Here is a 24573-nt window from a genome sequence, read left to right as displayed (position 1 = left end):
GGTCTGTGCAAGGCCGCTGCAAAAGCCGGACAGGCCGCCGATGCCGACCGACAGCGCGGCGTGATCCTTGCCGCGATAGCGCCAGCCGGACAGCAGCAGCAACAACAGCGCGCCGACGAAGCAGGAAATGATCCAGCGCGTGGTGACGGGATCTAGCACCGTGAGGAAATAGGTGCCGATGGGAACGCCGACCAGCGCACCGGCCACCATCACCGCGGTGGCCTTGCGGTCGGCATGCGTCCAGGCGTTCGGCAGCAGCGGCGTGGCGGCGACGAAATCGATCACCAGCAGCAGCGCCGCCACCAGCCGCGGCGCCGCGATGCTGCTCGCCAGCGGCATGAAGATCAGCGCCGAGCCGAAGCCCGAAAAGCCGCGCGCAGTGCCGGAGACGAACGCGATCCCGCAGATCGCGAGTGCGACGGCGGTGCTGACATCTGATGGGATCAAGGTGAGGGCGGTCATGCGGGATGCGGGAAGTAAGGTTCGACCTGCGAGCAGCGTTAATCCTATCAGACCCGTCATCCTGAGGTGCGCGCCCAGCGGCGCACTTGCGACGCTGGGCAAGCCTCGAAGGGTGAATCGGCCACAGCCGGGGTCGTCGACCCTTCGAGACGCGCGCAAGAGCGCGCTCCTCAGGGTGACGGTGTTAGTACATCGCCTGTGGTTGGCATCACGCGCGCAGCGTGCCGCCGGTCTTTTTCGTCACCTCGGCGACGACCTTCGCCGCGACGGCGTCGATCTCCTGATCCGTCATCGTCTTCTCGCGCGGCTGGATCGTCACGGCGATCGCGATCGACTTCTTGTCGGGATCGATGCCCTTGCCCTCATAGACGTCGAACACGGTCACGCCCGAGATCAGCTTCTTGTCGACGTTCTGCGCGGCGCGGACGATGTCGCCTGCCTTGACGCTGCGGTCGACGATGAAGGCGAAGTCGCGCGACACCGGCTGGAACGCGGAGAGGTCGATCAGCGGCTTGGCGCGCGTCGCCCGTTGCTTGCCTTCCGGGATGCGCTCCAGAATCACCTCGAACACGATCATCGGGCCGTCGGCGCCGAGCGCCTCGGCTGCGCGCGGATGCAATTCTCCGAACGTGCCGAGCACGTTCTGCGGGCCTATCTGGATGGTGCCGGAACGTCCCGGATGCAGCCAGGCGGGGCCGCCCGGGACGATCTGCAGCGCCTGCACGGGCGCGCCAGCGGCTGCCAGCACGGCGAAGGCGTCGGCCTTGGCGTCGAACGCATCTGCCGTCGCGGAGCCGGTCCAGTGACGCCCGACGCCCTTCGATGAGGCATAGCCGTGGCGCACGCCGGAAGCGGCGATCAGCTGGTCCTCGGGCCTGTCGCCGCGGAACACCTGGCCGACCTCGAACAGCGCGACGTCGGGATAGCCGCGGTTGATATTGGCCTGCGCGGCTGCAACGAGGCCGGGCAGCAGCCTCGGCCGCATGTCCGAAAGATCGGCCGCGATCGGGTTGGCGAGCACGAGCTCAGGCTGTCCGCCGCCGAACATCTTTGCCGCGTCGTTGGTGATGAATGACCAGGTCACGGCCTCCACCATGCCGCGCGCGGCCAGCGCGCGCTTGGCGCGGCGGGTGCGCTGCTGCATGGGCGTCAGCACCGGCTTGCGCGGCTCCTCGCCGCGATCGAACGGCGTCATCGGAACCTTGTCGACGCCGACGATACGCACGATCTCTTCGACGATATCGGCCTTGCCATGCACGTCGGTGCGCCAGGACGGAATCGCGATCTTCACGACGGGGCCGTTGCCGGCCAGCATGAAGCCGAGCCGGCTCAGGATCAGCTTCACCTCGACCAGCGGCACCTCGATGCCCGCGAGGCGCTTGACCTCGGTGAGCGGGAAATCAATCACCCGGTCCTCGCCGAAGCGGTTGCCGACCACGACGTTCTCGGACGGCGCGCCGCCGCAGAGATCGAGCACCATCTTGGTCGCGAGCTCGAGCCCCGGTACCATGAAGGCCGGATCGACGCCGCGCTCGAAACGATAGCGCGCGTCCGAATTGATGCCGAGCTTGCGGCCGCTCTGCGCGATGTTGATCTCGTTCCACAGTGCCGATTCGATCAAGACATCGGTCGTGTTCTCATCGCAGCCCGAGGCCTCGCCGCCCATGATGCCGGCGAGCGATTCGACACCGTGTTCGTCGGCGATGACGCAGACATTGTTGTCGAGCGTGTAGGTGCGGCCGTCGAGCGCGAGTAGCGTCTCGCCATCCCTGGCTCGGCGGACGGTGAGGTCGCCCTTCACCTTCTTTGCGTCGAACACGTGCAGCGGGCGGGCGCGGTCGTAGGTCATGAAGTTGGTGATGTCGACCAGCGCGTTGATCGGGCGCAGGCCGATCAAGGTCAGCCGCTTCTGCAGCCATTCCGGCGACGGACCGTTCTTTACTCCGCGCACCAGGCGCAGCGCGAAGCCCGGGCAGAGCATGGCGTCTTCCACCGTCACCTGCACAGGGCAGGGGAATTCGCCCTTGATCGGCTTGATCGCGGGATCCTTGAATTTGCCCATGTCGGCGGCGGAGAGATCGCGCGCGATGCCGTGCACGCCGGTGCAGTCCTGCCGGTTCGGCGTCAGATTGATCTCGATCGTGGGATCGCCGAGCGCGGCCCATTCGGCATAGCCCTTGCCGAGCGGCGCATCGGCCGGCAACTCCATGATGCCGTCATGGTCCTCGGAGATCTGCAGCTCGGCCGCCGAGCACAGCATGCCGCGGCTCTCGACGCCTCTGATGGTGCCGACGCCGAGCGTGATGTTCTTGCCGGGAATGTAGGTGCCGGGCGGCGAGAACACGCTGATCAGCCCTGCACGCGCATTCGGCGCGCCGCACACTACCTGCACCGGCGCACCGCCGTCACCGGTGTCGACCATGCACACCCGCAGCCGGTCGGCATTCGGATGCTGCTCGGCCGAGATCACGCGCGCAATCGTAAACGGCGCCAGGGCTTTCGCCTTGTCCTCGATGTTCTCGACCTCGAGCCCGATCATGGTGAGCTTGTCGGCCAGCTTTTCCAGCGGCTCGTCGGTCTCGAGATGGTCCTTCAGCCAGGAGAGGGTGAACTTCATGACGACGGCTTCTCCAGTCCCCTCTCCCGCTTGCGGGCGAGGGTTAGGGTGGGGGCTCTCTCCGCGATGGCGGCGGCGATTGTTTCGAGAACGCCTGTGCGATTTTCGATCACGTCGAGATTGCTAAAACGAAGGACCTTGAAGCCATTGGCTTCGATGATTGCGGAGCGTCGAGCGTCGGCGCGCTCGCCCTCATTCGAAAAATGCTGGCCGCCATCGAGCTCGATCACCAGCTTGGCTGCATGGCAGACGAAATCGGCGATGTAGTTGTCGATCGGAACCTGGCGGCGGAAGCTTGCACCGCTCAGTCGATTGCCGCGCAGCTCCGACCAAAGGATGCGCTCGACGTCGGTCGAATTCTTGCGAAGCGTGCGTGCGTTGGAGCGAATTCTCTCGGAGACTTTCCAGTCCGGTTGTTTTGGATCGACCATTGGCAACCCCATTGCGGCGAGACCCCCACCCCAGCCCTCCCCCGCAAGCGGGAGAGGGAGTCCGACCGCTCTCGTGGATAGGGTCTTCATATCCATTCGACGCCGGAGGGCACACTCCATCCATTCCCTCTCCCGCTTGCGGGGGAGGGTTAGGGTGGGGGCTCTCTCCGCGATGGGAGCAAAGGCGAAACTCACGAACTCAATCCCCCCGCAATCGTCGGGATCTCGAGCGGCTTGAAGCCGTAGTGGTTGAGCCAGCGGACGTCGCTCTCGAACAGCTGCCTGAGATCGGCGATGCCGTATTTCAGCATCGCGATGCGGTCGATGCCCATGCCCCAGGCGAAGCCCTGGTAGACGTCGGGATCGATGCCGCAGGCGCGCAGCACGTTCGGGTGCACCATGCCGCAACCGAGAATCTCCAGCCAGTCCTCGCCCTCGCCGAAGCGGATCTCGCCTTTGTCGCGGCGGCACTGGATGTCGACTTCGAGCGACGGCTCGGTGAACGGGAAGAACGACGGCCGGAACCGCATGTTGATGTGGTCGACCTCGAAGAACGCCTTGCAGAACTCGTGCAGGATCCATTTGAGGTGCCCGAGATGCGAGCCCTTGTCGATGACGAGGCCCTCGACCTGGTGGAATTGCGGCGTGTGGGTCGCGTCCGAGTCGATGCGATAGGTACGGCCGGGGCAGATGATGCGGATCGGCGGCTTCTGCGTCAGCATCGTGCGCACCTGCACCGGCGAGGTGTGGGTGCGCAACAGCATGCGCGAGCCGTCCTCTTTCGGATTGAAGAAGAAGGTGTCGTGCATCTCCCGCGCCGGATGGCCTTCGGGGAAGTTCAACTTGGTGAAGTTGTAGTCGTCGGTCTCGATGTCGGGACCTTCGGCGACCGAGAATCCCATGTCGGCGAAGATCGTGGTGAGCTCGTCCCACGCCTGGCTCAGCGGATGGATGCGGCCGGTCTCGGCCGGCGTCTCGCGCAGCGGCAAGGTGACGTCGATGGTCTCCGAGGCGAGCCGCGCATCGAGGGCGGCGGACTTCAGTACGTCGCGCCGCGCGGTCAGCGCTTGCGTCACCGCATCCTTGGCGAGGTTGATCTTGGCGCCTTCGGTCTTGCGCTCGTCCGGCGACATCTTGCCGAGGGTCGAAAGCAAAGCCGAGATCGAGCCCTTCTTGCCGAGGGCGGCGACACGCACCGCCTCAAGGGCGGGCTCGTCGCCGGCGGCGGCGATCTGGTCGAGAATGGATTTTTCGAGCGTTGCGAGGTCGGACACGGTCAATTCCTGCGCTAGAGCGGAGCATGATCCAAAGGGAAGAACCGGGAAGCGAACCGGACCCCTGCCTTGCGGACAATGCGCCAAAATGCGGCTGGGTTGTCGCCGCCCGAAGGCCGTAACGTCAAGCAAAAAGCCGGTCATTTCGGGCGGATGACCGGCTGCATTGAACCCGCCGTGCCGGCGCGGCACCAAGGGGACGAGGGGGAGACTAGCGATGTTCTCGAGATCTTGCCTGGCGATTCCGGCGGTGCTGTTCGCTCTCGGCGCGGCGCAGGCCGCCACGGAGGAATGTCCCGCCAAATCGACTGACATGGACGACATCATCGCGGCGCTAAAGGCGGCGCCGAGCTGCAACCGCGCGATGACGATCTTCGAGGCATGCGAATACGGCGCGAGCGGCGACGTCCAGTTCGGCACCACCGTCGAGCGGAAATGCGAGGCGGACTTCCTGTCCGGCCTCGGAGCGTCGCAGAAGAAGGTCTATGCCAGCCAGCTCAACCGCTGCGACGCCAAATACCGGAACGAGAGCGGCACCATGTACCGCTCGTTCACGGCGTTCTGCCGGGCAGAGGTTTCACAGCGCTATTCGCAGAAGGCGCTGAAAGCGGGCTCCAAAGCCCGCTAGCATCAGGCCGCGAGCGCCGCCTTGGCCTTCTCGGCGATCGCCTGGAACGCAGCCGGCTCCGCGATGGCGAGATCCGACAGCACCTTGCGGTCGACCGTGATGCCCGACTTGGACAGGCCGTTGATAAACACGCTGTAGGTCATGCCGAAGGGGCGGACGGCCGCGTTGATGCGCTGGATCCAGAGCGCGCGGAAGGTGCGCTTCTTGCGCTTGCGGTCGCGGAAGGCGTACTGGCCGGCCTTTTCGACGGCCTGTTTGGCGACGCGGATCGTGTTCTTGCGACGGCCGTAATAGCCCTTGGCGGCCTTGTAGACTTTCTTGTGCTTGGCGTGAGCGGTCACACCGCGTTTGACGCGAGACATGACGGAAATCCTTAGGAATATTGAAGTGGTGACGGGTCGCCGCGCCGGGCGCGGCCGGGTTCAAGCGATTGGCGCGATCAGGCGTTCGGCAAGAAGTACTTCTTGACGTTGTCGCCGTCGGTCTTGAACAGCACGCGAGTGCCGCGGAGCTGACGGATCTGCTTCTTCGTCCGCTTGATCATGCCGTGGCGCTTGCCACGCTGGGCGTGCATGACTTTGCCGGTGGCAGTCACCTTGAAGCGCTTTTTGGCGCCCGATTTGGTCTTCAACTTGGGCATTTGGCTCTCCTTCTGGCCAAGCACAAAAGGCGCCCCGAGAGGCGTCCGGCCGGCTAAAATGCTCGTTAGAGCGTTGAAAGTGCTAAGGTTTTTCCCGAATTGAAAGAACCCGCACGAAACGTCGCCACGGCAGCCCTTGATCAGCCGGGCGGCGAAGGCCCGGCTTATGACAGAGGATCGGGCTTTTTGCAACGTTTGAAGCGGGGCCGGGGAGCCGGGTAGCCCGGATGGAGCGGAGCGTAATCCGGGACGGTGCATCCGTGGCTCGACGATCCCGGATTTCGCTGCGCTCCATCCGGGCTACGGAAATGAAACAGCCCGCCAATCTGGCGGGCCGTTCCAACATCGGCAAAGCGACTAATTCGAATTAGCGCGGCGCCAGCACCATCACGACCTGGCGGCCCTCGAACTTCGCGTCCTGCTCGACCTTGGCGAACTCGGCAACGTCGGCCTTCACCTTGTCCAACAGCTTGGTGCCGATCTCCTGGTGCGCCATCTCACGACCGCGGTAGCGCAAGGTGATCTTGACCTTGTCGCCTTCCTCGAAGAAGCGCTGCATCGCGCGCATCTTCACGTCATAGTCGTGATCGTCGATCATCGGGCGGAGCTTGATCTCCTTGATCTCGACGACCTTCTGCTTCTTGCGGGCTTCGGCGGCCTTCTTCTGCGCGGAATATTTGTACTTGCCGTAGTCCATGATCTTGCAGACCGGCGGACTGACGTTCGGCGAAATCTCGACGAGGTCCATTCCGGCTTCCATGGCCATCTTGATGGCCACCATGGTTTCGACGGTGCCCTTGTTGGCGCCGTCCTGATCGATCAGCTGGATCTGTGCGTTGCGAATCTCGTCATTGGTGCGCGGCCCGTCTTTGGCGACTGTGGGCGGGGCTCTATTGGGACGGCGAATGGGTAACTCTCCAAAGTTGTGAAAGGGAAGGCGGATATTTTGAAGCAAGACGCTGCAACGAGCAAGCGAACTCGCCACATACGCGGCAAAACCGTCAATTGCGAGGCATTTTCGCCACGCCCGGCACATATAGCGGGCGCGCGTGCTCCGCAAGACGCTCGCCCGCAACCGTTGACCGATGCCGCGCGACAATCGAAAACCAACTATCTGACACGCGAGTGACCGAACCATGAGCCAAACCGCCGCCCCCGATCAGGAACCCGCTTTCATCGACGTCGGCGAGGGCGTTGCCCGGCGCCGGATCGCGGTGCGGGCCCGCTCCGGCGGCAGTCCCGGGGGCCCAAGCGGCACCCCCGGCAGCACAAGTGGTGCGCCCGGGCTGTTCTGGCTCGGCGGGTTCAATTCGGACATGAAGGGCACCAAGGCGATCGCGCTCGATGCGTGGGCCGCCGAGCACGGCCGCGGCTGCGTCAGGTTCGACTATTCCGGGCATGGCGAATCCGGCGGGCAATTCGTCGACGGCACGATCGGCCGCTGGCTCGAGGACAGCGTGGCTGTGTTCACCGGGTTCTGTCGCGGGCCGCAGGTGGTGATCGGTTCCTCGATGGGCGGCTGGATGGCACTGTTGCTGGCGCGCGAGCTCGCCAGGCGTGGCAATAGCCAGGCGCAGCTTGCGGGCCTGGTGCTGATCGCGCCGGCGCCCGATTTCACCGAGGAGCTGATGTGGAAGGGATTTTCGCCCGAGATTCGCGCCGAGATCGAAACCAAGGGCGTCTGGCTCAGGCCGTCGGAGTATGGCGACGGCACGCCCTACCCGATCACGCGCAATTTGATCGAGGAGGGCCGCAACCATCTGCTGCTCGGCAGCAAGATCGACGTCGGCTGCCCCGTGCGCATCCTGCAGGGCGCGCAGGATCCCGACGTGCCGTGGAAGCACGCGTTCGCGCTGGTGCACCGGCTGCCGGCCGAGGATGTGGTGCTGACCATGATCCAGGACGGCGACCACCGCCTGTCGCGGCCGCAGGACATCGCGCGGATCATCGCCGCGGTGGCGGAGATCAGCTAGGCTCTTTTGCCTTCTCCCCTTGTGGGAGAAGGTGGCCATAGGCGGCGTTCGGCCGCCGTCAAAGGACGCCGATGCTGCGCATCGGCTATGCGAAGTCCGTGCCGGATGAGGGGTTCTCTCCGTGGAGGCAGACCCCTCACCCGTCTCGAATGAGCTTTCGCTCATTCGATCCACCCTCTCCCACAAGGGGAGAGGGAAGGAGAACGAGAGTCGGGAGAAAGGTCAATGAACACCACGACAATGTTGCGCGCGTTCTGCGATGCAGTCGAGCAGCGCAACGGCAAGGCCTTTGCAAATCTCTTCACCGAGGACGGCGTCTATCACGACGTGTTCTACGGCGCGTTCAAGGGCCACGCGCGGATCGCCGAGATGATCGACGACTGGTTCTACCGGACCGCGACCGACTTCCGCTGGGACATGCACGATCCCGTCTCTGACGGCGAGACGCTCTACGCACGCTACACGTTCAGCTACCGCTCGACCCTGCCGGAAGCCAAGGGCGCACGTGCGATGTTCGAGGGCGTCTCGATCATGACGCTGCGGGAGGGCAAGATCACGAGCTATCACGAGGTCGCCAACACCGCGCCCGCGTTCGTCGATCTGAATTTCGCGCCGGAGCGGATCGCGAAGATCGCGGGCAAGCAGGGTGCCGCACTGAGGGCGCGGCCGGAGATGAAGCGGCATCTGGTGGAATAGTTCTCTGTCATTGCGAGCCAACGGGTCGCGCGAATGCGCGCCCGATGACAGGCTCCGCGAAGCAATCCATGCTTCGGCATGTGCGGAGCGGTGGATTGCTTCGTCGCTTCAGCGCAAAATTGCTTTGCAATTTTGTCGCGAGCTCCTCGCAATGACGGCGGTCAGCCTTACGGCGGCGGCGGATTGGTCATCGGCCTGCGCTGCGCCAGCGCCGCGACCGTCGATGTGCCGATTGGCCCCTTCTCGTCGTAAAGCCAGCATTCGCCGATCGCGACGCCATCGGTGGCGTGATGGTTCACCACCTCGAAGCCGATCCACCTGGTTACCGGCATGCGGTGCAGATAGATCGTGACGTCGCTGTTGATGTAGCCGAGGCCCTGGTCGCCGGCGTTGGCGAACGGGCTGGCGAAGTCTGCACCCGTCGCGACATGGACGAACGGCGTCATCGGTACGCCCGCGACCAGCTCGCGGACCTCGCTCATCCAGAGCCGCCGCTCACCGAGCGAGCCCATGTGGCCTGCGATCGGCCGCGTCTCCCATTTGCCGTTCATGCCGAGCCGGGGATCGGTCGGCTTTGGAATGTCAGATGGCGCCGGCACCTGCCAGTTCGGCGGCGACCAGACATTGCCGGGCGCATTTTCCGTCCGGCGCAACGATTGGCACGAGGCGCGCGCCATGCTGGTGCCGCCGGACAAGAACTCGGCCTCGATCACCTTGATGCGGAGCCCGTCGCGCACGAGCCTCGTTGTCACCTCGATCGGCGTGGTGATGTTGGGCAGCCGGAACATGTCGACGGTCAGCCGCGCCGGCACGAAATCGTCGGAGCCGTGGCGCTCCTCGATGACGAAAGCGAGCAGGCCGATCACGACGCGGCCGTGCAGGGATTCCGGACTCCACGGTCCGTTCGCGACTGACGTCGGCATGAAGCCGTCGCCGTGCCTGGTGAAGAAGGGCTGGTTTGTCATGGCGTGGGACCATGACGGGAACGCTTACCGGAAATCAAGCTTTCCGTTCCTCATGGTGAGGAGCAGCGAAGCTGCATCTCGAACCATGAGGCCCGTTCTGTGGCCTCATCCTTCGAGACGCGCGGTGCGCTCCTCAGGATGAGGGGAAGTTGTGAGCGCGGCCGCCCATTCCTGCTGCACCGTGGATTCCGTTTCTGCATCGGCCCGCAGCGCCAGCGCCGCAAACTCATCTTGCCCGATCAGTTGCGACAGCGCCCACACCGCCGCACCCCGCACCAGCGGACTTGCATCGTCGAGCAATCGCGTCGCCACCTCGGCCAAGTCGGCATCGCCGGAGTTGCCGATCGCGATCAACACATTGCGAATGAAACGGTCGCGACCGATGCGCTTCACCGGCGATTTCGAGAACAATGCGCGGAAAGCCGGATCATCGAGCTGCGCGAGATCGGCGAGCCGTGGCGCACGCAGGGCTTCGCGCGCGGCGAGCTTTTGTTCGCGTCCCTCCTGCGCGAACTTGTTCCACGGGCACACGGCCAGGCAATCGTCGCAGCCATAGATGCGGTTGCCGATACTCTTGCGGAATTCGTGCGGGATCGGGCCCTTGTTCTCGATCGTCAGATAGGAGATGCAGCGCCGCGCGTCGAGCTTGTATGGCGCGGGGAACGCCGCGGTCGGGCAAATGTCCTGGCAGGCGCGGCAGCTGCCGCAATGATCGGTGTCGCTGATGTCGCGCGGCAGGTCGGTGGCGGAATAGATCGCGCCCAGGAACAGCCACGAGCCGAACTCGCGCGAGACGAGATTGGTGTGCTTGCCCTGCCAGCCGATGCCGGCGGCCTGCGCCAACGGTTTCTCCATCACGGCGGCGGTGTCGACGAACACCTTCACCTCGTCGCCTGTCATAGCGGCGAGCCATCGCGCCAGCGTCTTCAGGCGCTTCTTGATCACGTCGTGATAGTCGTCGCCCTGCGCATAGACCGAGATCGCGCCGTGCGAACGGCGCGCGAGCACATCGAGCGGATTGTCGTCGGGCCCGTAATTGACGCCGAGCATGATGATCGAGCGCACGCCATTCCACAGTCCGCGCGGATCGGTGCGCCGCTCGGGGCTGGAGGCGAGCCAGTCCATGTCGCCATGGCCGCCGCTGTCGAGGAATTCGAGGAAATGCCGGCCTGCTTGCGCGATGGCGTCGGGACCGGTGATGCCGATGCTGTCGAAGCCGAGCGCGTGCGCTTCGCGCGTCAGCGCCGCCTTGAGATCATCAGGAGAGAGCCTGACCGCCTGGTTCAGAAGTCGAGGTCCACATAGGTGCGCGACGCCGGCACCCCCGCCAGCCATTCGCTGAGCAGCGGGCGGAACGACGGGCGGGACTTCACCCGCGCGTACCACGACTTTGCCGCGTCGTCCTCGCTCCATGGCACGTCGCCCAGATAGTCGATCGCCGAAAGATGCGCCGCGGCGGCGAGATCCGCGTAAGTGAGCCGGTCGCCGGCGAGATAGTTCCGCGTCTTGGCGAGCCAGCCGATATAGCTCAGATGATAACGCACATTGACCTTGGCCGCGCGCATGATGTCGGGCGCCGGCGGGCCGCCGCCATTGTCCTCGCTCATGAAGCGCTTGTAGATGCGCTCGGTCATCAGCGGGTTGGAGGCTTCCTCGAAGAACTTCTCGTTGAACCACGCCATCAGCCGGCGCACCTCGATGCGCTCGGCCATCGACGTCGGCATCAGCCGCCGCTCGCCGGCATCGAGGCCATGCGCCTCGTCGACATATTCGGCGATGATCGCAGCCCCCGGAACCGGCGGGAAGCCTTCGCCGATCAGCACCGGGGTGGTCGCCGCCGGATTGAGCGCAAGGAATGCTTCGCGCCGCTCCCAGACCCGTTCCTCCACAAGGCGCAGATCGAGGCCATACTCGCCGAGCACGAGGCGAATGAATCGCGAATGCGGACAGAACGGATGGTGATAGAGCGTGTACATGCAGTCCTTGGTAGTGTCGCGGCGCTTAAGAAACCATCAACCTGTGTGACCTGAACTGGAGGAGCATGCCCGAACCAGTTCCGATCGTCTCTATGTCGCGTGATGACGCGAAGCGGTAGCCACTCCCGCGGAGGGCGCGGGTCACAAAAACGCTATAGCTCAGCAAATCCGTCAGGCAACAACTGTTTGCCGTTTTTTTGCGATTGCAGCATAGGGGTGAATAGGCGAGAAGGGCGCGGTTCTTCCAGACGAGGGCAGACCACATCATGATGACAGATATGCTGCGGGCGGTGATTCTCGGCATCGTCGAGGGTGTCACGGAGTTCCTGCCGGTTTCTTCGACGGGGCACTTGCTGCTTGCGGAGCGTTTCTTCAATCTCGGCGAAGGCGACTTCTGGAAGAGCTTTGCGATCCTGATTCAGCTCGGCGCGATTCTGGCGATTGTGGTGCTTTATTTCGCCAAATTGTGGCGCATTGCGCTCGGCATGTTCTCTAACCCCGATGATCGGCGCTTCGTCATCGGGGTGCTGGTGGCCTTCCTGCCGGCGGTAGTGATCGGCCTGATCGCCGGCAAATACATCAAGGAATTCCTGTTCAATCCGTGGGTGGTCTGCTTCTCGCTGATCGTCGGTGGCGCCATCCTGCTGTGGGTCGATCAGCTCGATCTCAAAGTTTACGAGGACGACGCGACCAGATTCCCGCTGCTGATGTATTTCTGGATCGGTGTTGCGCAGTGCATGGCGATGATCCCCGGCGTGTCGCGCTCGGGCGCCAGCATCGTGGCCGCGATGCTGCTCGGCGCCGACAAGCGCTCGGCCGCGGAGTTCTCGTTCTTCCTCGCGATCCCGACCATGGTCGGCGCGTTCGCCTATGATTTCTACAAGAACCGCGGCGACTTCTCGACCGATGGTCTTTCCGTCATCGCCGTCGGCTTCGTGGTCTCGTTCATCACCGCGCTGATCGTGGTGCGGGCGTTCCTCAACTTCGTCACCCGCCGCGGCTTCACCTTCTTCGCATGGTGGCGCGTCATCATCGGCACGCTCGGCCTGATCGCGCTGGCGATGGGTCGTTAAGGCTTACTCCTCTGTCGTCCCTGCGAAAGCAGGGACCCATAACCACAGCTCTTTCAATCGCGAAAGGTTGTGGCCCCGGCCCTGTATAACTCGGACATTCGTGGTTATGGGTCCCGGCTCGCGCTTCGCTTGGCCGGGACGACGAGTGGAGAGAGCTACGCGCCGTTCTTCTGGAATTGACCGGTCGCGCGGAAGCGCCAGAGATATTGCGGGGCGACGGCTTCGATCGAGTCCGGTGTGATGCCGAGGCCCGCGAAGGTCAGGCCTGCGGCCTTAGCAGTGTCCGACACCACATTGTCCGAGCGCAGCATCGCGACCTGGTCCGGCGTCAGCTTGAACGCGCCGGGCGCGAACTGCAGGAACAGCGACTGCAGCTTGGCGAGGCCGAACGGCAGCGGCGCCAGCATGCGGTGGCGCTGGGTGATCTCCAGGATGATCTCCATGACTTCGCGCATGGTCAGTATTTCCGGGCCGCCGAGCTCGTAAACCGCGCCGGCCTTGGCCTTGCCGTCGACGACGTCGGCCACGGCCTTTGCGACATCGGCGACATAGGCGGGTTGCAGCTTGTTGACGCCGCCGCCGACCAGCGGCAGCACCGGCGAGATCCGCGCCAGCGCCGCGAAGCGGTTGGTGAACTCGTCCTCGGGCCCGAACATCAGCGACGGGCGCACGATGGTGGCCGAGGGCGCCGCCGCTAGCACGGCCTGCTCGCCGGCCGCCTTGGAGCGGTAATAGTGCGACAGCGAATTCTCGTCGGCGCCGATCGCCGAGACATGGACCATCCGGGCGCCGGCGGCTGCCGCCGTCTTCGCGACCGTCTCGGCCCCCTTCACCTGCACGGCGTCGAAAGTCTGTCCGCCGCCCTGGGCCAGGATGCCGACCAGATTGATGGCGACGCGCGAATCACGCATCGCGGCCTCGACCGAGGCGGGGTAGCGCACATTGGTCTGAACGGCGTGGATCTGGCCGACCCGGCCGAGCGGCTGCAGGTGGCCGGCAAGCTCGGGCCGCCGCACCGCGACTCGGACGCGGTAATCGCGCTTGCTGAGTGCCCGGACCACGTTCCGCCCCAGAAAACCCGATCCGCCGAAGACCGTGACGAGCGTGTCGAGGTTCGATGCCATGAGGTCAGTTCCTGCCGGATTCGAGAGTTATTGAGGGCATTTAGCCGGTTGGCGATACGCCATCAACTCAACCCTGTACAGGGTATTTGATTTTCCAATCGCGAATTTGACAAGCGCGTCATCGAACCTTACAGAGCGCACCCACGTGCCCAGGTGGCGGAATTGGTAGACGCGCTGGCTTCAGGTGCCAGTGGCTTCACGGCCGTGAAGGTTCGAGTCCTTTCCTGGGCACCACTCCCTTTTCAAGCAATTGAAATCGCTCATGATCCCGAGGGCGGGTTGGTCGAACCCGTAACCCGCCGAGATGGCGTATGGCGCCATCGGCGAATCTACCCTCGACCCTAGCTAGGAACTTTCGTCCGACTGGAACTGTTGGAACAGTCGGGTGCCTGCCGTCCGACCTGGGACGGCTTCGGTGCATTAGCCCCCAAAGCCCACACTGGAGTCGTCCCGATGGCGCGGGACCCGATAGGGGTGCCTCCGATGCGCAATCCTCGTTGCAGGGACCGGGGCGTAGACTGATCGCGTTTCCACAAAGCTCTTGCCAGCCCCCCGGCGGGAGCGTGTGGAGCAGGGCCCCGCCGAGCGCCGCCGCTAGGTGGGGTCGCTGTATGTAAGGCCGCGCCAGGGGCTTTCGGGTTGGTGCGCCGAGCCTGTAGGCACGCATCCGTGTCAGACGGAATCAGTCCTTGAGATACGAGGCGAGCCCGTTACCGAACGACCATTCGTCGCGCTCATTCGATGACAGCACAACCTGCACGTCCTCGCGCCGCAAGCCCGGCTTCTCGGTGAGGCGGTCGGCGATCGTCTTGTAGAGCGCTTTCTTGGTTGCGGTGTCGCGCCAATTGCCGGCGATGATGTGGATGAACACCACATCGTCGGTGCGGTGGATGCCGAGATAGTCGGGGTCGTAGATGAACTCCCCCGGCTCATGCTGACGGATGAACTGGAAGCGATCGCCTGCGGGCACACTGTAGGTGTCGATCAGCGCCTGGTGGACGCCGTCGGAGATGGCGCGGATGTGGTCCTTCGACTTGCCCTTCAGGAGCGAGATGTAGATCAGCGGCATGGGAAGAGCTCCTTGAGTTTTGCGGAGAGCATTCGGTTATGCCGTCAGACTATGCGCCTGCCGCTCCGCTTCGCGATCGGTCGCTGGACGAAATACATCGCGGTCAGCGACAGGATCGACGCCGCCACGACGACGTATCCGATCCGGTCGAAATGCAGCAGCGAACCGTCCGGATTCTCCGAGATGATCGCGGCCGCCAGCACCGAGCCGAGCCCGCCCGAGAGCTGCTGCACGGACGCGCTGACCGCGCTGAACGCGCCACGCTGGCTCGCATCGGGGATCGCCGACATCAGCGCCTGCGACGGGATCATGCGTGAGAAGATGCCGACGAACATCAGCACGTTGACGACGATCGCGGTCAGGAGTGAGACCGGGCCGAGATTGGTGTAGATCAGCACCATGACGATCGACACCAGGCTGCCGAACACGAAGGTCGGATATTTCCCGAATGCGTCGCTGGCGCGGCCGACCAGCGGCCCGATGATGATGCTGAACAGGCCGGAGACGAGATATATCGTCGGCAGGTGGACGATATCGATGCCGAGATTGTGCACGGTATAGGCGCTGCCGAACGGCATCAGCATGAATCCGCCGGTCGCCAGCAGCGTCGTCACCAGGAAGGCCAACGTGTAGCGCGGCTGTCCGACGGTCGCGATCAAATGGTGGAACGGGTTGCCGTCCTGCTTGAAGCGCAGATGCGCATCGACCGGCTGCATTGCGAATGCGATGACGGCGATCGCCGCGATCGACAGGCCGACGATCGCGACGAAGGCGACGTGCCAGTTCCAGTGATTGGCGAGGAAGAGCCCGGCGGGAATGCCGAGCACCTGGCTCGCGGCGAACGCGGTTTGCACGAACCCCATCACGCGGCCGCGCTGCTGCAGCGGGAACAGGTCGGTGACGATCGCGAGCACGACTGAACCGATCACGCCGCCGAACAATCCGGTGACGATGCGGCCGAGCAGCAGCACGTGGAAGTTCTGCGCCAGCGCGCAGAGCGCGGTGCCGAGCGTGAAGCCGACATAGAAGAACAGCAGCAGGCGCTTGCGGTCGAAGCGATCGGCAAAGCCGGCGGCGAGGATGCCCGAAATGCCGGCGCTGAACGCGTAGGCCGAAACCGCGACGCCGAATTGCCCGGCGGTGATGTTGAGCGCAGGCATCAGGATGGCGCCGAGCGGCGACATGATGATGAAATCGAGGATGATGGTGAACTGCGTGAACGCAAGCAACGCGATCAGAAGCGACTGGTAGCGCGTAAAGCCGCGCGCCGTTGGGTCGTCGATCGGCGCCGCCATAGTTTGTTCGGTCATGTCATTCTTTTTCGTTGAGGCACAAGCGGGCGAGAGGCCGGCAACACATAGGGTGGGGGTACGGCAATTGCACCCGTCGCATCGCACAAGTTCCGCTGAAAATCGGGGACCCGTGACAGATTTGCCGAGCCCGCGGAACGCACCGAATCGGTTCGGGTGCAACAGAGACGGGGCGACGATCGACGCGGCGCGCGATTGAGGTCGACGCCGGCATCGCGGCGCAGATCAATCACGCGGTCAGCGCCTATGCGAGCGCCGGCTACACCACGTCGGTGGACAGCACCCATCGCGATGACATCACCGGTCGGCTCGGCCTCCGCGTGAGCTGGCACTGACGGAACGCCGCCGCGACTGACGCGCGTTGACGGGGCTCAACGGGCGCGCCATCTAGGGCAGGGCCCATTGTCTCCGCTGCCCAATGGCGGTACACCGTTGCTTCAATTGTACCAATGAAATCAAGGGTTCTCGGTGGTCGCTCCCCGACCCATCCCGAGTTTCGCCCGGCTGCGGATGCCCCTCAAGGCATAATCCGAAGCTTGGTGGATGCTCGCCTGCCGGGGGATTGGGCGATAGTTTGATCCGAGAGCGATTCGACGAGGTTTTGACAGTATGACCATCCGCCTGCATCGCGGCGATTTGCCCGATCTGTCCCGCTACACCGATTCGGTTGCGATCGATACCGAGACCATGGGCCTGCATCCGCATCGCGACCGGCTCTGCGTGGTCCAGATGTCGAACGGCGACGGCACCGCCGATGTGATCCAGATCCCGAAGGGGCACACCGACTCGCCGAACCTGAAGGCGCTGCTCGCCAATCCCAACGTCACCAAGATTTTCCATTTCGCGCGGTTCGACGTCGCGGTGCTCTACAACACCTTCGGCGTGATGCCGAACCCGGTCTATTGCACCAAGATCGCCTCGCGCCTGACCCGCACCTATACCGATCGCCATGGTCTGAAGGACCTGGTGCGCGAGGTGCTGAACGTTGACCTGTCGAAGCAGCAGCAGTCGAGCGATTGGGGCGCGCCGAGCCTGAGCGAGGCGCAACTCGCCTACGCCGCCTCCGACGTGCTGCACCTGCATGCGCTGCGCGACAAGCTCAATGTCATGCTGGCGCGCGAAGGGCGCACCGATCTGGCCAAGGCCTGCTTCGAATTCCTCCCCACCCGCGCCAGGCTCGATCTCGACGGCTGGGAGGCCGAGGACATCTTCGCCCATTCATGAACCGCGACGATTTCGGTCGCGGAACGGCATTTCCGCCCCGTTTCGGCCAAACTGTTCACGCGAGGTCTCCGGCGGGGGAGCGACGCGAGGTCCGGGCTGCATATTTGTGCAGCCGCGGGTAGAATAGACGGCAGTTTCGCGCCTCTGGAGCAGCGGTGAATTCGGTTCAGAATCCAGCCTATGGTGCCGGCCTCGAGGCGCGCTTTGCCGCGGCCGCGCGGCACAGCCGCATGGTGCGGATCCTGCGCATCGCGGTCCCCACGGTGGTTGGGCTGGCAATGGCCTCGATCATCTCGATCTCGGTCTTCAATCCATTTCACGATGTGATCCCCAAGCTGCCGCTCGAGATGGATAATCTCGTGGTCTCGGGCACCAAGATCACGATGGAATCGCCGCATATTTCCGGCTTCTCCACCGATGGGCGGCCCTACGAGATGTGGGCCAAAGCCGCGGTCCAGGACGTCACCGATCCCGATCACGTCGAGCTGAAGACGATCCGCGCCAAGGTGGCGATGGAGGATCAGTCGACGGTGACGATGGACGCGCGCACCGGCTTCTTCGACAACAAGCAGCAGCTGCTCGACCTGCGCAAGGATATCTTCCTGCAGTCGTCGACGGGCTACGAAGCCAGGCTGACGCAAGCATTCGTTGACATGAACAAGGGTACTGTAACGTCGGACGAACATGTCGACGTCAAGCTGCTCGACGGCACGCTGACCTCCGACAAGCTGCGGATCTACAACAACGGCGAACTGGTTCGGTTCGAGGGCAACGTCGTGATGCATCTGGACAAGCTCGGCGACAACAATCCGGCGAACCCGCCCGCGGAGGCTGCACCGCCGCCTCCGCCGCCGAAGACACGCAAATCCGCCAACCCGAAATGACATTGATGATGAGATTTTTTCCGCGCGGCACGGCAATAGTGGCGTTCGTGCTCTCGCTCTTCGCCACGAATGCCGCGATGGCGCAAGGCTCGATGACCGGCGTTCCCAACGCCATGCAGGGCTTTTCGCAGAACCGCGACCAGCCGATCCAGATCGAGGCCGCCTCGCTCGAGATGCGCGACAAGAAGAAGGAAGCGACCTTCGCCGGCAATGTGAAGGTCGTGCAGGGCGACACCACCATGACGTCAAAGACGCTGGTCGTGTTCTATGAATCGAGCTCGAGCCAATCGCAGCCGAACTCCGGTCAGTCGCAGCCAGCCAAGGGCAACGCCAAGGCCGCGAAGGGTGCCGCCGCCCCGATGCAGTCGGCGACCCCCGGGCCCGGTGGCGCCTCGTCGATCAAGCGGCTGGAGGCAAGGGGCAACGTCGTCGTGACGCAGAAGGATCAGGTGGTCACCGGCGAGACCGCGATCTTCGACACCAAGACCAACCTGATCACCATGCTCGGCGGCAGCGGCGGCCAGGTGGTGCTGACCCAGTGCCAGAACGTGCTGCGCGGGGACCGTCTGCTGGTCGACATGACCACGGGCGTCTCCCGGGTGGAAGCCGACAACGGCAAGGTGCAGGGCCTGTTCATCCAATCGCAGGGCGGACAGAACGGCAAGTGCGGAACGCCGGCCACGCCCGGCGCAGCCCCGCCGTCGCCGCTCCAGCTCCTTCCAGGCAAGCCTAAGTAGAATCAATAAGTTAGATAAAATTTTCGACCCGCGAGGTTGAAGCGTGCGGGGCGAGATTGTATTTACTGGAGCGGCCCGGTCGGGAGGTGCGCCTGAGAGGCATTGCGACATCGGCCGGGTTGGGGGCATCCATTCATTCAAAGCGCGGTCATCGCGCTTTGCCGAGTTGTTTGAGCATGATCAATCCGGACGTTGCTAGCCCGTCTTCCGGATCATGCTCGGGTTCGCGTGCGAATCGATTGTTGCGCGGGCAGAGTCGCGGGATCACCGTGAAAGGCTGAAGCGAAGCGGGGATGGTGGATTTACTCGGCATGTTCCGACGGCGCCCTGCGAAACGCAGTGCCGGATTCGCGCGCGCGCAAGACGACATCACGGCGCTCGGCGATTCATTTGGCGATATGCTGGCGAGCCCGGTGCGCGACGCGCCGCCGATGGCGCGTGCGGCCGCCCCGGCTCCGAGCGTGGAGTTGCCGCGGCCTCAGCCTGCGCCCGCGCCGTCGCGCGCCCGGCCGGCCAGGCGCAACGGCGCCGCCGGGGCGCCGCAGCTGATCAAGCGGCCGGGCTATCTGGCTGTGCACAGCGTGGAAAAAAGCTTCGGCAGCCGTCAGGTCGTGCGCGGCGTCAGCATCTATGTGCGTCGTGGCGAGGCGGTTGGATTGCTGGGCCCCAACGGGGCCGGCAAGACCACGGTGTTCTACATGATCACCGGCCTGATCAAGGCCGATCGCGGCGCGATCGAACTCGACGGCCACGATGTGACGAAGCTGCCGATGTATCAGCGCGCCCGCCTCGGCATCGGCTATCTGCCGCAGGAAGCCTCGATCTTCCGCGGTCTTTCCGTCGAGCAGAACATCCGCGCCGTGCTCGAGGTCGTCGAGCCCTCGCGCAAGAAGCGCGAGCACGAGCTGGATTCGCTGCTCGACGAGTTCAACATCACGCGCCTGCGGAAGAGCCCGTCGATCGCGCTCTCAGGCGGTGAGCGCCGCCGCGTCGAAATCGCCCGCGCGCTGGCGACGCGGCCCAATTACATGCTGCTCGACGAGCCGTTCGCCGGCATCGACCCGATCGCGGTCGGCGATATCCAGGACCTCGTGCGCCATCTCACCAACCGCGGCATCGGCGTGCTCATCACCGACCACAATGTCCGCGAGACGCTCGGCCTCACCGATCGCGCCTACATCGTCTATGCCGGTGAAATCTTGACTGAGGGGAGCCCGGAAGAGATCGTTAATGATCCGGACGTACGGCGCCTTTACCTTGGCGAAGAGTTCCGCCTGTAGTTCGATTTTCCAATCCGTCAAGCCGTATACATCAGCCTCGGAGTAGGATAAGCAAGAATCGAGCCAACTTTTGGAATCGATCTTGCCTCCATGGCACTGACGCAAAGACTAGAGTTCCGCCAGTCGCAGTCGCTGGTGATGACGCCGCAGCTGATGCAGGCGATCAAGCTGCTGCAACTGTCGAACCTGGATCTGTCGGCGTTTGTCGAGGAGGAGCTGGAGCGCAATCCGCTGCTCGAGCGGGCGGCCGACGGTCCTGAGCCGCCGGTGGCCGGCGAGCCGGCCATGGAGCGGCCGGACTATTCCGACGGGTCCGGCAGCGACGGCGATGAGGGTGGGGACCAGTTCGACACGGCCGGCGGTTCCGCGGGCGAGGGCTTCGAGCCCGGGCAGGAGGAGTGGCTGAACCGCGACCTCGGCACCCGCGCCGAAATCGAGCAGACGCTGGATACCGGCCTCGACAACGTGTTCTCCGAGGAGCCGGGCGAAGCAGCCGCGCGCGCCGCGCAGGACGCGCCGCCTTCGGTCTACACCGAATGGGGCGGCGGCGCCTCCAGTGACGACGAATACAATCTCGAAGCCTTCGTTGCCGCCGAGCTGACGCTGTCCGACCACCTCGCCGAGCAGCTCGCGGTGGCCTTCTCCGCGCCGGCGCAGCGCATGATCGGGCAGTATTTGATCGACCTGGTCGATGAAGCCGGTTACCTGCCGCCCGATCTCGGCCAGGCCGCGGAGCGGCTCGGCACCTCGCAGGCCGCGGTCGAGGAGGTCGTCGCGGTGCTGCAGAAGTTCGATCCGCCGGGCGTCTGTGCGCGAAGCCTGAGCGAGTGTCTGGCGATCCAGCTGCGCGAGCTCAACCGTTACGATCCCGCGATGCAGGCGCTGGTCGAGCATCTCGATCTGCTCGCCAAGCGCGACATTTCCGGCCTGCGAAAGCTCTGCGGCGTCGATGACGAAGACATCACGGACATGATCGCGGAGATCCGCCGGCTCGATCCGAAGCCGGGGTTGAAGTTCGGCACCGCGCGGGCGCAGACCATGGTGCCCGACGTCTATGTGCGGCCCGGTCCCGACGGCGGCTGGCATGTCGAGCTCAACAGCGACACTCTGCCGCGTGTGCTGGTCAACCAGACCTACTACGCCGAGCTTTCGAAGACGATCCGCAAGGACGGTGACAAGTCGTACTTCACCGATTGCCTGCAGAACGCGACCTGGCTCGTGCGCGCGCTCGATCAGCGCGCCCGCACCATCCTGAAGGTCGCAACCGAAATCGTGCGCCAGCAGGACGGTTTCTTCACGCACGGCGTCGCGCATTTGAGGCCGCTGAACCTGAAGGCGGTTGCTGACGCGATCCAGATGCACGAATCCACGGTCTCGCGCGTCACCGCCAACAAGTACATGGCGACGAACCGCGGCAGTTTTGAATTGAAGTATTTCTTCACCGCGTCGATCGCCTCCGCCGACGGCGGCGAGGCGCATTCGGCGGAAGCGGTGCGTCACCACATCAAGCAGTTGATCGATGGCGAAGCGCCGTCGGCGATCCTGTCCGACGACACGATCGTGGAACGTTTGCGTGAGTCCGGCATTGATATTGCCCGCCGCACCGTCGCGAAGTATCGCGAAGCGATGCGGATACCGTCTTCGGTGCAACGCCGCCGTGATAAACAGAGCATGCTCGGTAATGCCCTTTCGGCTCCCGCTTCCTCGTCCGACCGGTCGCGTGATACAGCCCCCGTTTAGGTTACTCTTTGAGTATGACCCCGTCCGAGTACGGACAGGATCATGCTCTCATTGCGTTCGCGTCAAATCGCGATAGTCTCAATCTTTCCTTCGAACGTCGTCCAGAAAGGAAGGTAACCGGCATCCCAGGAACCATTATGCTCCGGCAAGAGAGTGATCGAGGCATCCAGCAATTGAGGCATCAAATGACCCTTCGAATCTCGGGAAAGAGCATCAGCATCGGCGAGGCGCTTCGTGCGCGCGTCAGCGAACGCACCGACGAGGTCCTGCGGAAGTATTTTGATGGCAACTATTCCGGTCACATCACGCTGAGCAAGGATGGCTTCGGTTTCCGGACCGATTGCGCACTGCATCTGGATTCCGGCATTACGCTGGAGGCGGAGTCCAACGCCACCGACGCCTATGCCAGCGCCGATGCCGCGCTCCTCATGATCGAGAAGCGCCTGCGCCGCTACAAGAGCCGGTTGAAGGATCGCTCGGCCCGCAAGGCTTACGCCGCGACGGCCGCACTTGCTGAACTCAACGGCGTCGGGCTCGACGCGCCGAGCTATGTCATCGAGGCGCCCGAGAACGAGGACGAGGTCACCGAGTACAGCCCTGTCATCATTGCGGAGGCAACCACCGCACTGAAGCGGCTGTCGGTCAGTGAAGCTGTCATGGAACTGGACCTGACGGGTGCGTCCTGCCTGGTTTTCCAGCACGGCGGCAGCGGCCGGGTGAACATCATTTACCGCCGTACGGACGGCAACGTCGGCTGGGTCGATCCGCCGACGGTTAACCCCTGAGATATGTCGCGGATGGCATTGACGTCGAAAGCCAGCCCTGCTTATGGTCCGCCGCCCCAACGGATAAGGGGGCGGAACAGGGTCCGCAGGTGTTGGCACCGCCGATGCGTTGGAGTAGAAGCCCTGCCAACCAGGACCGGGGCTAAGCCCGCATCCCACCTCACCTTCTTGACGCCGCTGCTGTAACGCCTATTTCGCAACCTGACGGTCTCATTCACCTCGGAACGTCCCATGCCGATTACCGATTTGGTCGCACCCGAGGCGATTCTCCCGGCTTTGAAAGTCATCAGCAAGAAGCAGGCGCTGCAGGAACTCGCGGCGCGCGCCTCCGCGCTGACCGGGCAGAATGAGCGCGCGATCTTCGAGGTGTTGTTGCAGCGCGAGAAGCTTGGCACCACAGCCGTCGGCTATGGCGTCGCCATTCCGCACGGCAAGCTGCCCAAGCTGGAGAAGCTGTTCGGGTTGTTTGCCCGTCTCGAACGCCCGATCGATTTCGAGGCGATGGATGGTCAGCCGGTCGATCTGATCTTCCTGTTGCTGGCGCCCGAAGGCGCCGGCGCCGACCACCTCAAGGCGCTGGCGCGCATCGCCCGCCTGCTGCGCGACCAGGACGTCGCCAAGAAGCTGCGCGCCTCCCGCGACGCACAGGCGATCTATTCGGTGCTGGCGCTGCCGCCCGCGAGCGCGGCCTGACAATCAGCTCAGGACAAGCCGTAGCGTAGCCGCAGCCCGCGTCGACGCGTTGCAATCGTCTCAGCAAATCGTCGGCAGCACGCGCCTGACTTCGTCGAGAAATTCCGGGATTGCTGTCTCGTCATTCGCGAGGTGCCTGAGCAGCGCGCTCTGGAACAGACCGTCGAACAGCGCGTAGAGCGCGGCCGGCGACGTCGCCAGCCGCTTGCCGTCCAGTTCGGCATAGCGCGAGGCAACCCGCCAGATCATCGCTTCCAGGCTCTTGTCGATCTCGAGCACGTCCTTGCGGAACGCGGCCTCGAACATCGCTTGCGAGCGCAGATCGTACCAGAGCCGATGCATGCGCGCGTCCTCGCGCAGCGTCATCGCAAGCTTGGCGAGAAAGCCTTCCGTCAGCTCCTTGCGGCTCTTCGCGGTCGCGACGACCTCGTCGTACCGCGTCACGCATTTCGCCTTGTAGTGACGGACGCAGCAGCAGATCAGGTCGAGCTTGTCGCTGAAGTAGTAGTGAAACACGCCGTGCGTGAACGCGGAATTCTGTGCGATCTCGCGCAGGCTGGTGCGCGCGAAGCCGAGCTCGCCGAGCGTTTCCAGCGCGGCTTCTGCAAGCTCGATCCGCCGCGCGTTGAATTTCTCGTCGCGCAGCGCCTCGGCCGCCACCGCCACCCGTTGGGCCGTTGCCTGCCGCGCCATTTCCCGCCCTTCCTCTGTTCTGTCCCTATCAGGTCTTATAGCGCGCGGATTGCGGCGCGCTCCATCCCTCACAACCATTCTCTTAGACACTTGTCAAATTTCGTCTTGACAAGTGTCAAGTTTCTGGCGGAGGCTCGGGCCAACAATTTGGACAGTCGTCAAGACGCCGAACAGGGAGGAGATGTATCGCCGGAGCGCCACCGCTGCGCTCCGCCGACAGCCGGACGTGACTGCTGCCGCCCCGAAGGCGCCCAGTTCGCCGGCACGTGCTGCCTATCGCCTCAGCATCAATCAATCAC

26 protein-coding genes and 1 tRNA gene are annotated in these 24573 nt (G+C 64.0%); 13 read left to right on the top strand and 14 right to left on the bottom strand.

The window, feature by feature from the left end; translation table 11 throughout:
* The 4 genes from AS156_RS45400 to pheS form a co-directional block, all read right to left on the bottom strand.
* Positions 1–462: sulfite exporter TauE/SafE family protein (locus AS156_RS45400; RefSeq protein ID WP_245313234.1), on the bottom strand; the 462-nt coding region annotated here is incomplete at its 3' end.
* A 208-nt stretch (positions 463–670) separates the two neighbouring features.
* Complete coding sequence (gene pheT, locus AS156_RS36945; RefSeq protein ID WP_066514801.1) at positions 671–3079, bottom strand: phenylalanine--tRNA ligase subunit beta; 2409 nt, start codon at positions 3077–3079, stop codon at positions 671–673.
* Positions 3076–3510 (bottom strand): endonuclease domain-containing protein, encoded by a 435-nt coding sequence (locus tag AS156_RS36940; protein WP_082747945.1) that lies wholly within the window; start codon positions 3508–3510, stop codon positions 3076–3078. Before AS156_RS36940 ends, pheT begins: the two co-directional genes overlap by 4 nt.
* A 191-nt stretch (positions 3511–3701) precedes the next feature.
* A complete protein-coding gene (gene pheS, locus AS156_RS36935) occupies positions 3702–4784 on the bottom strand; it encodes a phenylalanine--tRNA ligase subunit alpha (RefSeq protein WP_066515186.1) in 1083 nt (360 codons plus the stop codon).
* A gap of 217 nt (positions 4785–5001) precedes the next feature.
* Between pheS and AS156_RS36930 the strand changes: the two genes are divergently transcribed.
* Positions 5002–5412, top strand: coding sequence for a hypothetical protein (locus AS156_RS36930; protein ID WP_066514799.1), 411 nt, complete (start codon positions 5002–5004; stop codon positions 5410–5412).
* Positions 5413–5414: 2 nt separating this feature from the next.
* Here AS156_RS36930 and rplT read toward each other — a convergent pair whose 3' ends face one another.
* The 3 genes from rplT to infC form a co-directional block, all read right to left on the bottom strand.
* Positions 5415–5774, bottom strand: coding sequence for a 50S ribosomal protein L20 (gene rplT, locus AS156_RS36925; RefSeq protein ID WP_066514797.1), 360 nt, complete (start codon positions 5772–5774; stop codon positions 5415–5417).
* 77 nt (positions 5775–5851) lie between these two features.
* Positions 5852–6052, bottom strand: coding sequence for a 50S ribosomal protein L35 (gene rpmI / locus AS156_RS36920; protein ID WP_008539890.1), 201 nt, complete (start codon positions 6050–6052; stop codon positions 5852–5854).
* A gap of 367 nt (positions 6053–6419) precedes the next feature.
* Positions 6420–6959: a translation initiation factor IF-3 gene (gene infC / locus AS156_RS36915; RefSeq protein WP_082747954.1), complete on the bottom strand. Its 540-nt coding sequence runs from the start codon at positions 6957–6959 to the stop codon at positions 6420–6422.
* A 229-nt stretch (positions 6960–7188) separates the two neighbouring features.
* On the opposite strand from infC, the gene AS156_RS36910 reads away from it, so the two are divergent.
* Together AS156_RS36910 and AS156_RS36905 are read left to right on the top strand one after the other, a co-directional pair.
* A complete protein-coding gene (locus AS156_RS36910; protein ID WP_066514788.1) occupies positions 7189–8025 on the top strand; it encodes an alpha/beta hydrolase in 837 nt (278 codons plus the stop codon).
* A 225-nt stretch (positions 8026–8250) separates the two neighbouring features.
* Positions 8251–8721 carry a nuclear transport factor 2 family protein gene (locus tag AS156_RS36905; RefSeq protein ID WP_066514786.1) on the top strand — a complete coding sequence of 157 codons (471 nt, stop codon included), beginning with the start codon at positions 8251–8253 and terminating at the stop codon, positions 8719–8721.
* A gap of 167 nt (positions 8722–8888) precedes the next feature.
* Here AS156_RS36905 and AS156_RS36900 read toward each other — a convergent pair whose 3' ends face one another.
* From AS156_RS36900 to AS156_RS36890, 3 genes are all read right to left on the bottom strand, one after another.
* Positions 8889–9686, bottom strand: a complete 798-nt coding sequence (locus AS156_RS36900) for an acyl-CoA thioesterase domain-containing protein (protein WP_066514784.1) — start codon at positions 9684–9686, stop codon at positions 8889–8891.
* 105 nt (positions 9687–9791) lie between these two features.
* Positions 9792–11021 carry a tRNA epoxyqueuosine(34) reductase QueG gene (gene queG / locus AS156_RS36895; protein ID WP_066514783.1) on the bottom strand — a complete coding sequence of 410 codons (1230 nt, stop codon included), beginning with the start codon at positions 11019–11021 and terminating at the stop codon, positions 9792–9794.
* Positions 10970–11662 carry a glutathione S-transferase family protein gene (locus tag AS156_RS36890; RefSeq protein WP_066514782.1) on the bottom strand — a complete coding sequence of 231 codons (693 nt, stop codon included), beginning with the start codon at positions 11660–11662 and terminating at the stop codon, positions 10970–10972. The genes queG and AS156_RS36890 overlap by 52 nt, the downstream gene beginning before the upstream one ends.
* 266 nt (positions 11663–11928) lie before the next feature.
* Here AS156_RS36890 and AS156_RS36885 point away from each other — a divergent pair, with 266 nt between their 5' ends.
* Positions 11929–12735, top strand: coding sequence for an undecaprenyl-diphosphate phosphatase (locus AS156_RS36885; RefSeq protein WP_066514781.1), 807 nt, complete (start codon positions 11929–11931; stop codon positions 12733–12735).
* A 155-nt stretch (positions 12736–12890) separates the two neighbouring features.
* Here AS156_RS36885 and AS156_RS36880 read toward each other — a convergent pair whose 3' ends face one another.
* Positions 12891–13859, bottom strand: a complete 969-nt coding sequence (locus AS156_RS36880) for a complex I NDUFA9 subunit family protein (protein ID WP_066514779.1) — start codon at positions 13857–13859, stop codon at positions 12891–12893.
* A gap of 147 nt (positions 13860–14006) precedes the next feature.
* On the opposite strand from AS156_RS36880, the gene AS156_RS36875 reads away from it, so the two are divergent.
* Positions 14007–14093: transfer RNA gene (locus AS156_RS36875), tRNA-Leu, on the top strand.
* A gap of 448 nt (positions 14094–14541) precedes the next feature.
* On the opposite strand, the gene AS156_RS36870 is transcribed toward AS156_RS36875, so the two are convergent.
* Both AS156_RS36870 and AS156_RS36865 read right to left on the bottom strand, forming a co-directional pair.
* Entirely contained in the window at positions 14542–14928 is a 387-nt protein-coding gene (locus AS156_RS36870) for a tautomerase family protein (RefSeq protein ID WP_066514776.1), read from the bottom strand.
* Positions 14929–14972: 44 nt separating this feature from the next.
* Positions 14973–16238 (bottom strand): MFS transporter, encoded by a 1266-nt coding sequence (locus AS156_RS36865; RefSeq protein ID WP_066514775.1) that lies wholly within the window; start codon positions 16236–16238, stop codon positions 14973–14975.
* A gap of 119 nt (positions 16239–16357) precedes the next feature.
* On the opposite strand from AS156_RS36865, the gene AS156_RS46200 reads away from it, so the two are divergent.
* The 8 genes from AS156_RS46200 to ptsN all read left to right on the top strand — a co-directional run bounded on the left by AS156_RS46200 (position 16358) and on the right by ptsN (position 23581).
* Positions 16358–16573, top strand: a complete 216-nt coding sequence (locus AS156_RS46200) for an autotransporter outer membrane beta-barrel domain-containing protein (RefSeq protein ID WP_136626625.1) — start codon at positions 16358–16360, stop codon at positions 16571–16573.
* A 274-nt stretch (positions 16574–16847) separates the two neighbouring features.
* Positions 16848–17462: a ribonuclease D gene (locus AS156_RS36860; protein WP_066514774.1), complete on the top strand. Its 615-nt coding sequence runs from the start codon at positions 16848–16850 to the stop codon at positions 17460–17462.
* A 155-nt stretch (positions 17463–17617) separates the two neighbouring features.
* Positions 17618–18346 carry an LPS export ABC transporter periplasmic protein LptC gene (gene lptC, locus AS156_RS36855; protein WP_066514772.1) on the top strand — a complete coding sequence of 243 codons (729 nt, stop codon included), beginning with the start codon at positions 17618–17620 and terminating at the stop codon, positions 18344–18346.
* A gap of 5 nt (positions 18347–18351) precedes the next feature.
* A complete protein-coding gene (locus tag AS156_RS36850; RefSeq protein WP_245313233.1) occupies positions 18352–19083 on the top strand; it encodes an LptA/OstA family protein in 732 nt (243 codons plus the stop codon).
* 293 nt (positions 19084–19376) lie between these two features.
* Positions 19377–20363 carry an LPS export ABC transporter ATP-binding protein gene (gene lptB, locus AS156_RS36845; RefSeq protein WP_066514768.1) on the top strand — a complete coding sequence of 329 codons (987 nt, stop codon included), beginning with the start codon at positions 19377–19379 and terminating at the stop codon, positions 20361–20363.
* A 90-nt stretch (positions 20364–20453) separates the two neighbouring features.
* Positions 20454–22103 (top strand): RNA polymerase factor sigma-54, encoded by a 1650-nt coding sequence (rpoN, locus tag AS156_RS36840; protein ID WP_066514764.1) that lies wholly within the window; start codon positions 20454–20456, stop codon positions 22101–22103.
* A gap of 185 nt (positions 22104–22288) precedes the next feature.
* A complete protein-coding gene (gene hpf, locus AS156_RS36835) occupies positions 22289–22888 on the top strand; it encodes a ribosome hibernation-promoting factor, HPF/YfiA family (RefSeq protein ID WP_066514761.1) in 600 nt (199 codons plus the stop codon).
* A gap of 231 nt (positions 22889–23119) precedes the next feature.
* A complete protein-coding gene (gene ptsN / locus AS156_RS36830; protein WP_066514759.1) occupies positions 23120–23581 on the top strand; it encodes a PTS IIA-like nitrogen regulatory protein PtsN in 462 nt (153 codons plus the stop codon).
* A 60-nt stretch (positions 23582–23641) separates the two neighbouring features.
* Here ptsN and AS156_RS36825 read toward each other — a convergent pair whose 3' ends face one another.
* On the bottom strand, positions 23642–24274 hold the full coding sequence (locus tag AS156_RS36825) for a TetR/AcrR family transcriptional regulator (RefSeq protein WP_066514757.1): 633 nt from the start codon (positions 24272–24274) through the stop codon (positions 23642–23644).
* Between the last annotated feature and the right edge of the window lie 299 nt (positions 24275–24573).

Origin of the sequence: Bradyrhizobium macuxiense (assembly GCF_001542415.1) — a bacterium.
Classification (GTDB): domain Bacteria; phylum Pseudomonadota; class Alphaproteobacteria; order Rhizobiales; family Xanthobacteraceae; genus Bradyrhizobium; species Bradyrhizobium macuxiense.
Note: the sequence above shows the minus strand (reverse complement) of the source record. Positions and strands in the feature narration are given on the sequence as shown.

Bases quoted from the DNA above. Each gene is read 5' to 3' on its own strand.
- AS156_RS36890 (WP_066514782.1), bottom strand. From the start codon at position 11,662: ATGTACACGCTCTATCACCATCCGTTCTGTCCGCATTCGCGATTCATT.
- queG (WP_066514783.1), bottom strand. From the start codon at position 11,021: ATGGCTGGCGGGGGTGCCGGCGTCGCGCACCTATGTGGACCTCGACTT.
- AS156_RS36825 (WP_066514757.1), bottom strand. From the start codon at position 24,274: ATGGCGCGGCAGGCAACGGCCCAACGGGTGGCGGTGGCGGCCGAGGCG.
- rpoN (WP_066514764.1), top strand. From the start codon at position 20,454: ATGGCACTGACGCAAAGACTAGAGTTCCGCCAGTCGCAGTCGCTGGTG.
- AS156_RS36905 (WP_066514786.1), top strand. From the start codon at position 8,251: ATGAACACCACGACAATGTTGCGCGCGTTCTGCGATGCAGTCGAGCAG.
- AS156_RS36910 (WP_066514788.1), top strand. From the start codon at position 7,189: ATGAGCCAAACCGCCGCCCCCGATCAGGAACCCGCTTTCATCGACGTC.
- hpf (WP_066514761.1), top strand. From the start codon at position 22,289: ATGACCCTTCGAATCTCGGGAAAGAGCATCAGCATCGGCGAGGCGCTT.
- AS156_RS36860 (WP_066514774.1), top strand. From the start codon at position 16,848: ATGACCATCCGCCTGCATCGCGGCGATTTGCCCGATCTGTCCCGCTAC.
- AS156_RS36885 (WP_066514781.1), top strand. From the start codon at position 11,929: ATGATGACAGATATGCTGCGGGCGGTGATTCTCGGCATCGTCGAGGGT.
- AS156_RS36850 (WP_245313233.1), top strand. From the start codon at position 18,352: ATGATGAGATTTTTTCCGCGCGGCACGGCAATAGTGGCGTTCGTGCTC.
- rpmI (WP_008539890.1), bottom strand. From the start codon at position 6,052: ATGCCCAAGTTGAAGACCAAATCGGGCGCCAAAAAGCGCTTCAAGGTG.
- rplT (WP_066514797.1), bottom strand. From the start codon at position 5,774: ATGTCTCGCGTCAAACGCGGTGTGACCGCTCACGCCAAGCACAAGAAA.
- AS156_RS36900 (WP_066514784.1), bottom strand. From the start codon at position 9,686: ATGACAAACCAGCCCTTCTTCACCAGGCACGGCGACGGCTTCATGCCG.
- lptB (WP_066514768.1), top strand. From the start codon at position 19,377: ATGGTGGATTTACTCGGCATGTTCCGACGGCGCCCTGCGAAACGCAGT.
- AS156_RS36930 (WP_066514799.1), top strand. From the start codon at position 5,002: ATGTTCTCGAGATCTTGCCTGGCGATTCCGGCGGTGCTGTTCGCTCTC.
- AS156_RS36940 (WP_082747945.1), bottom strand. From the start codon at position 3,510: ATGGTCGATCCAAAACAACCGGACTGGAAAGTCTCCGAGAGAATTCGC.
- ptsN (WP_066514759.1), top strand. From the start codon at position 23,120: ATGCCGATTACCGATTTGGTCGCACCCGAGGCGATTCTCCCGGCTTTG.
- AS156_RS36880 (WP_066514779.1), bottom strand. From the start codon at position 13,859: ATGGCATCGAACCTCGACACGCTCGTCACGGTCTTCGGCGGATCGGGT.
- AS156_RS36870 (WP_066514776.1), bottom strand. From the start codon at position 14,928: ATGCCGCTGATCTACATCTCGCTCCTGAAGGGCAAGTCGAAGGACCAC.
- pheT (WP_066514801.1), bottom strand. From the start codon at position 3,079: ATGAAGTTCACCCTCTCCTGGCTGAAGGACCATCTCGAGACCGACGAG.
- AS156_RS36865 (WP_066514775.1), bottom strand. From the start codon at position 16,238: ATGACCGAACAAACTATGGCGGCGCCGATCGACGACCCAACGGCGCGC.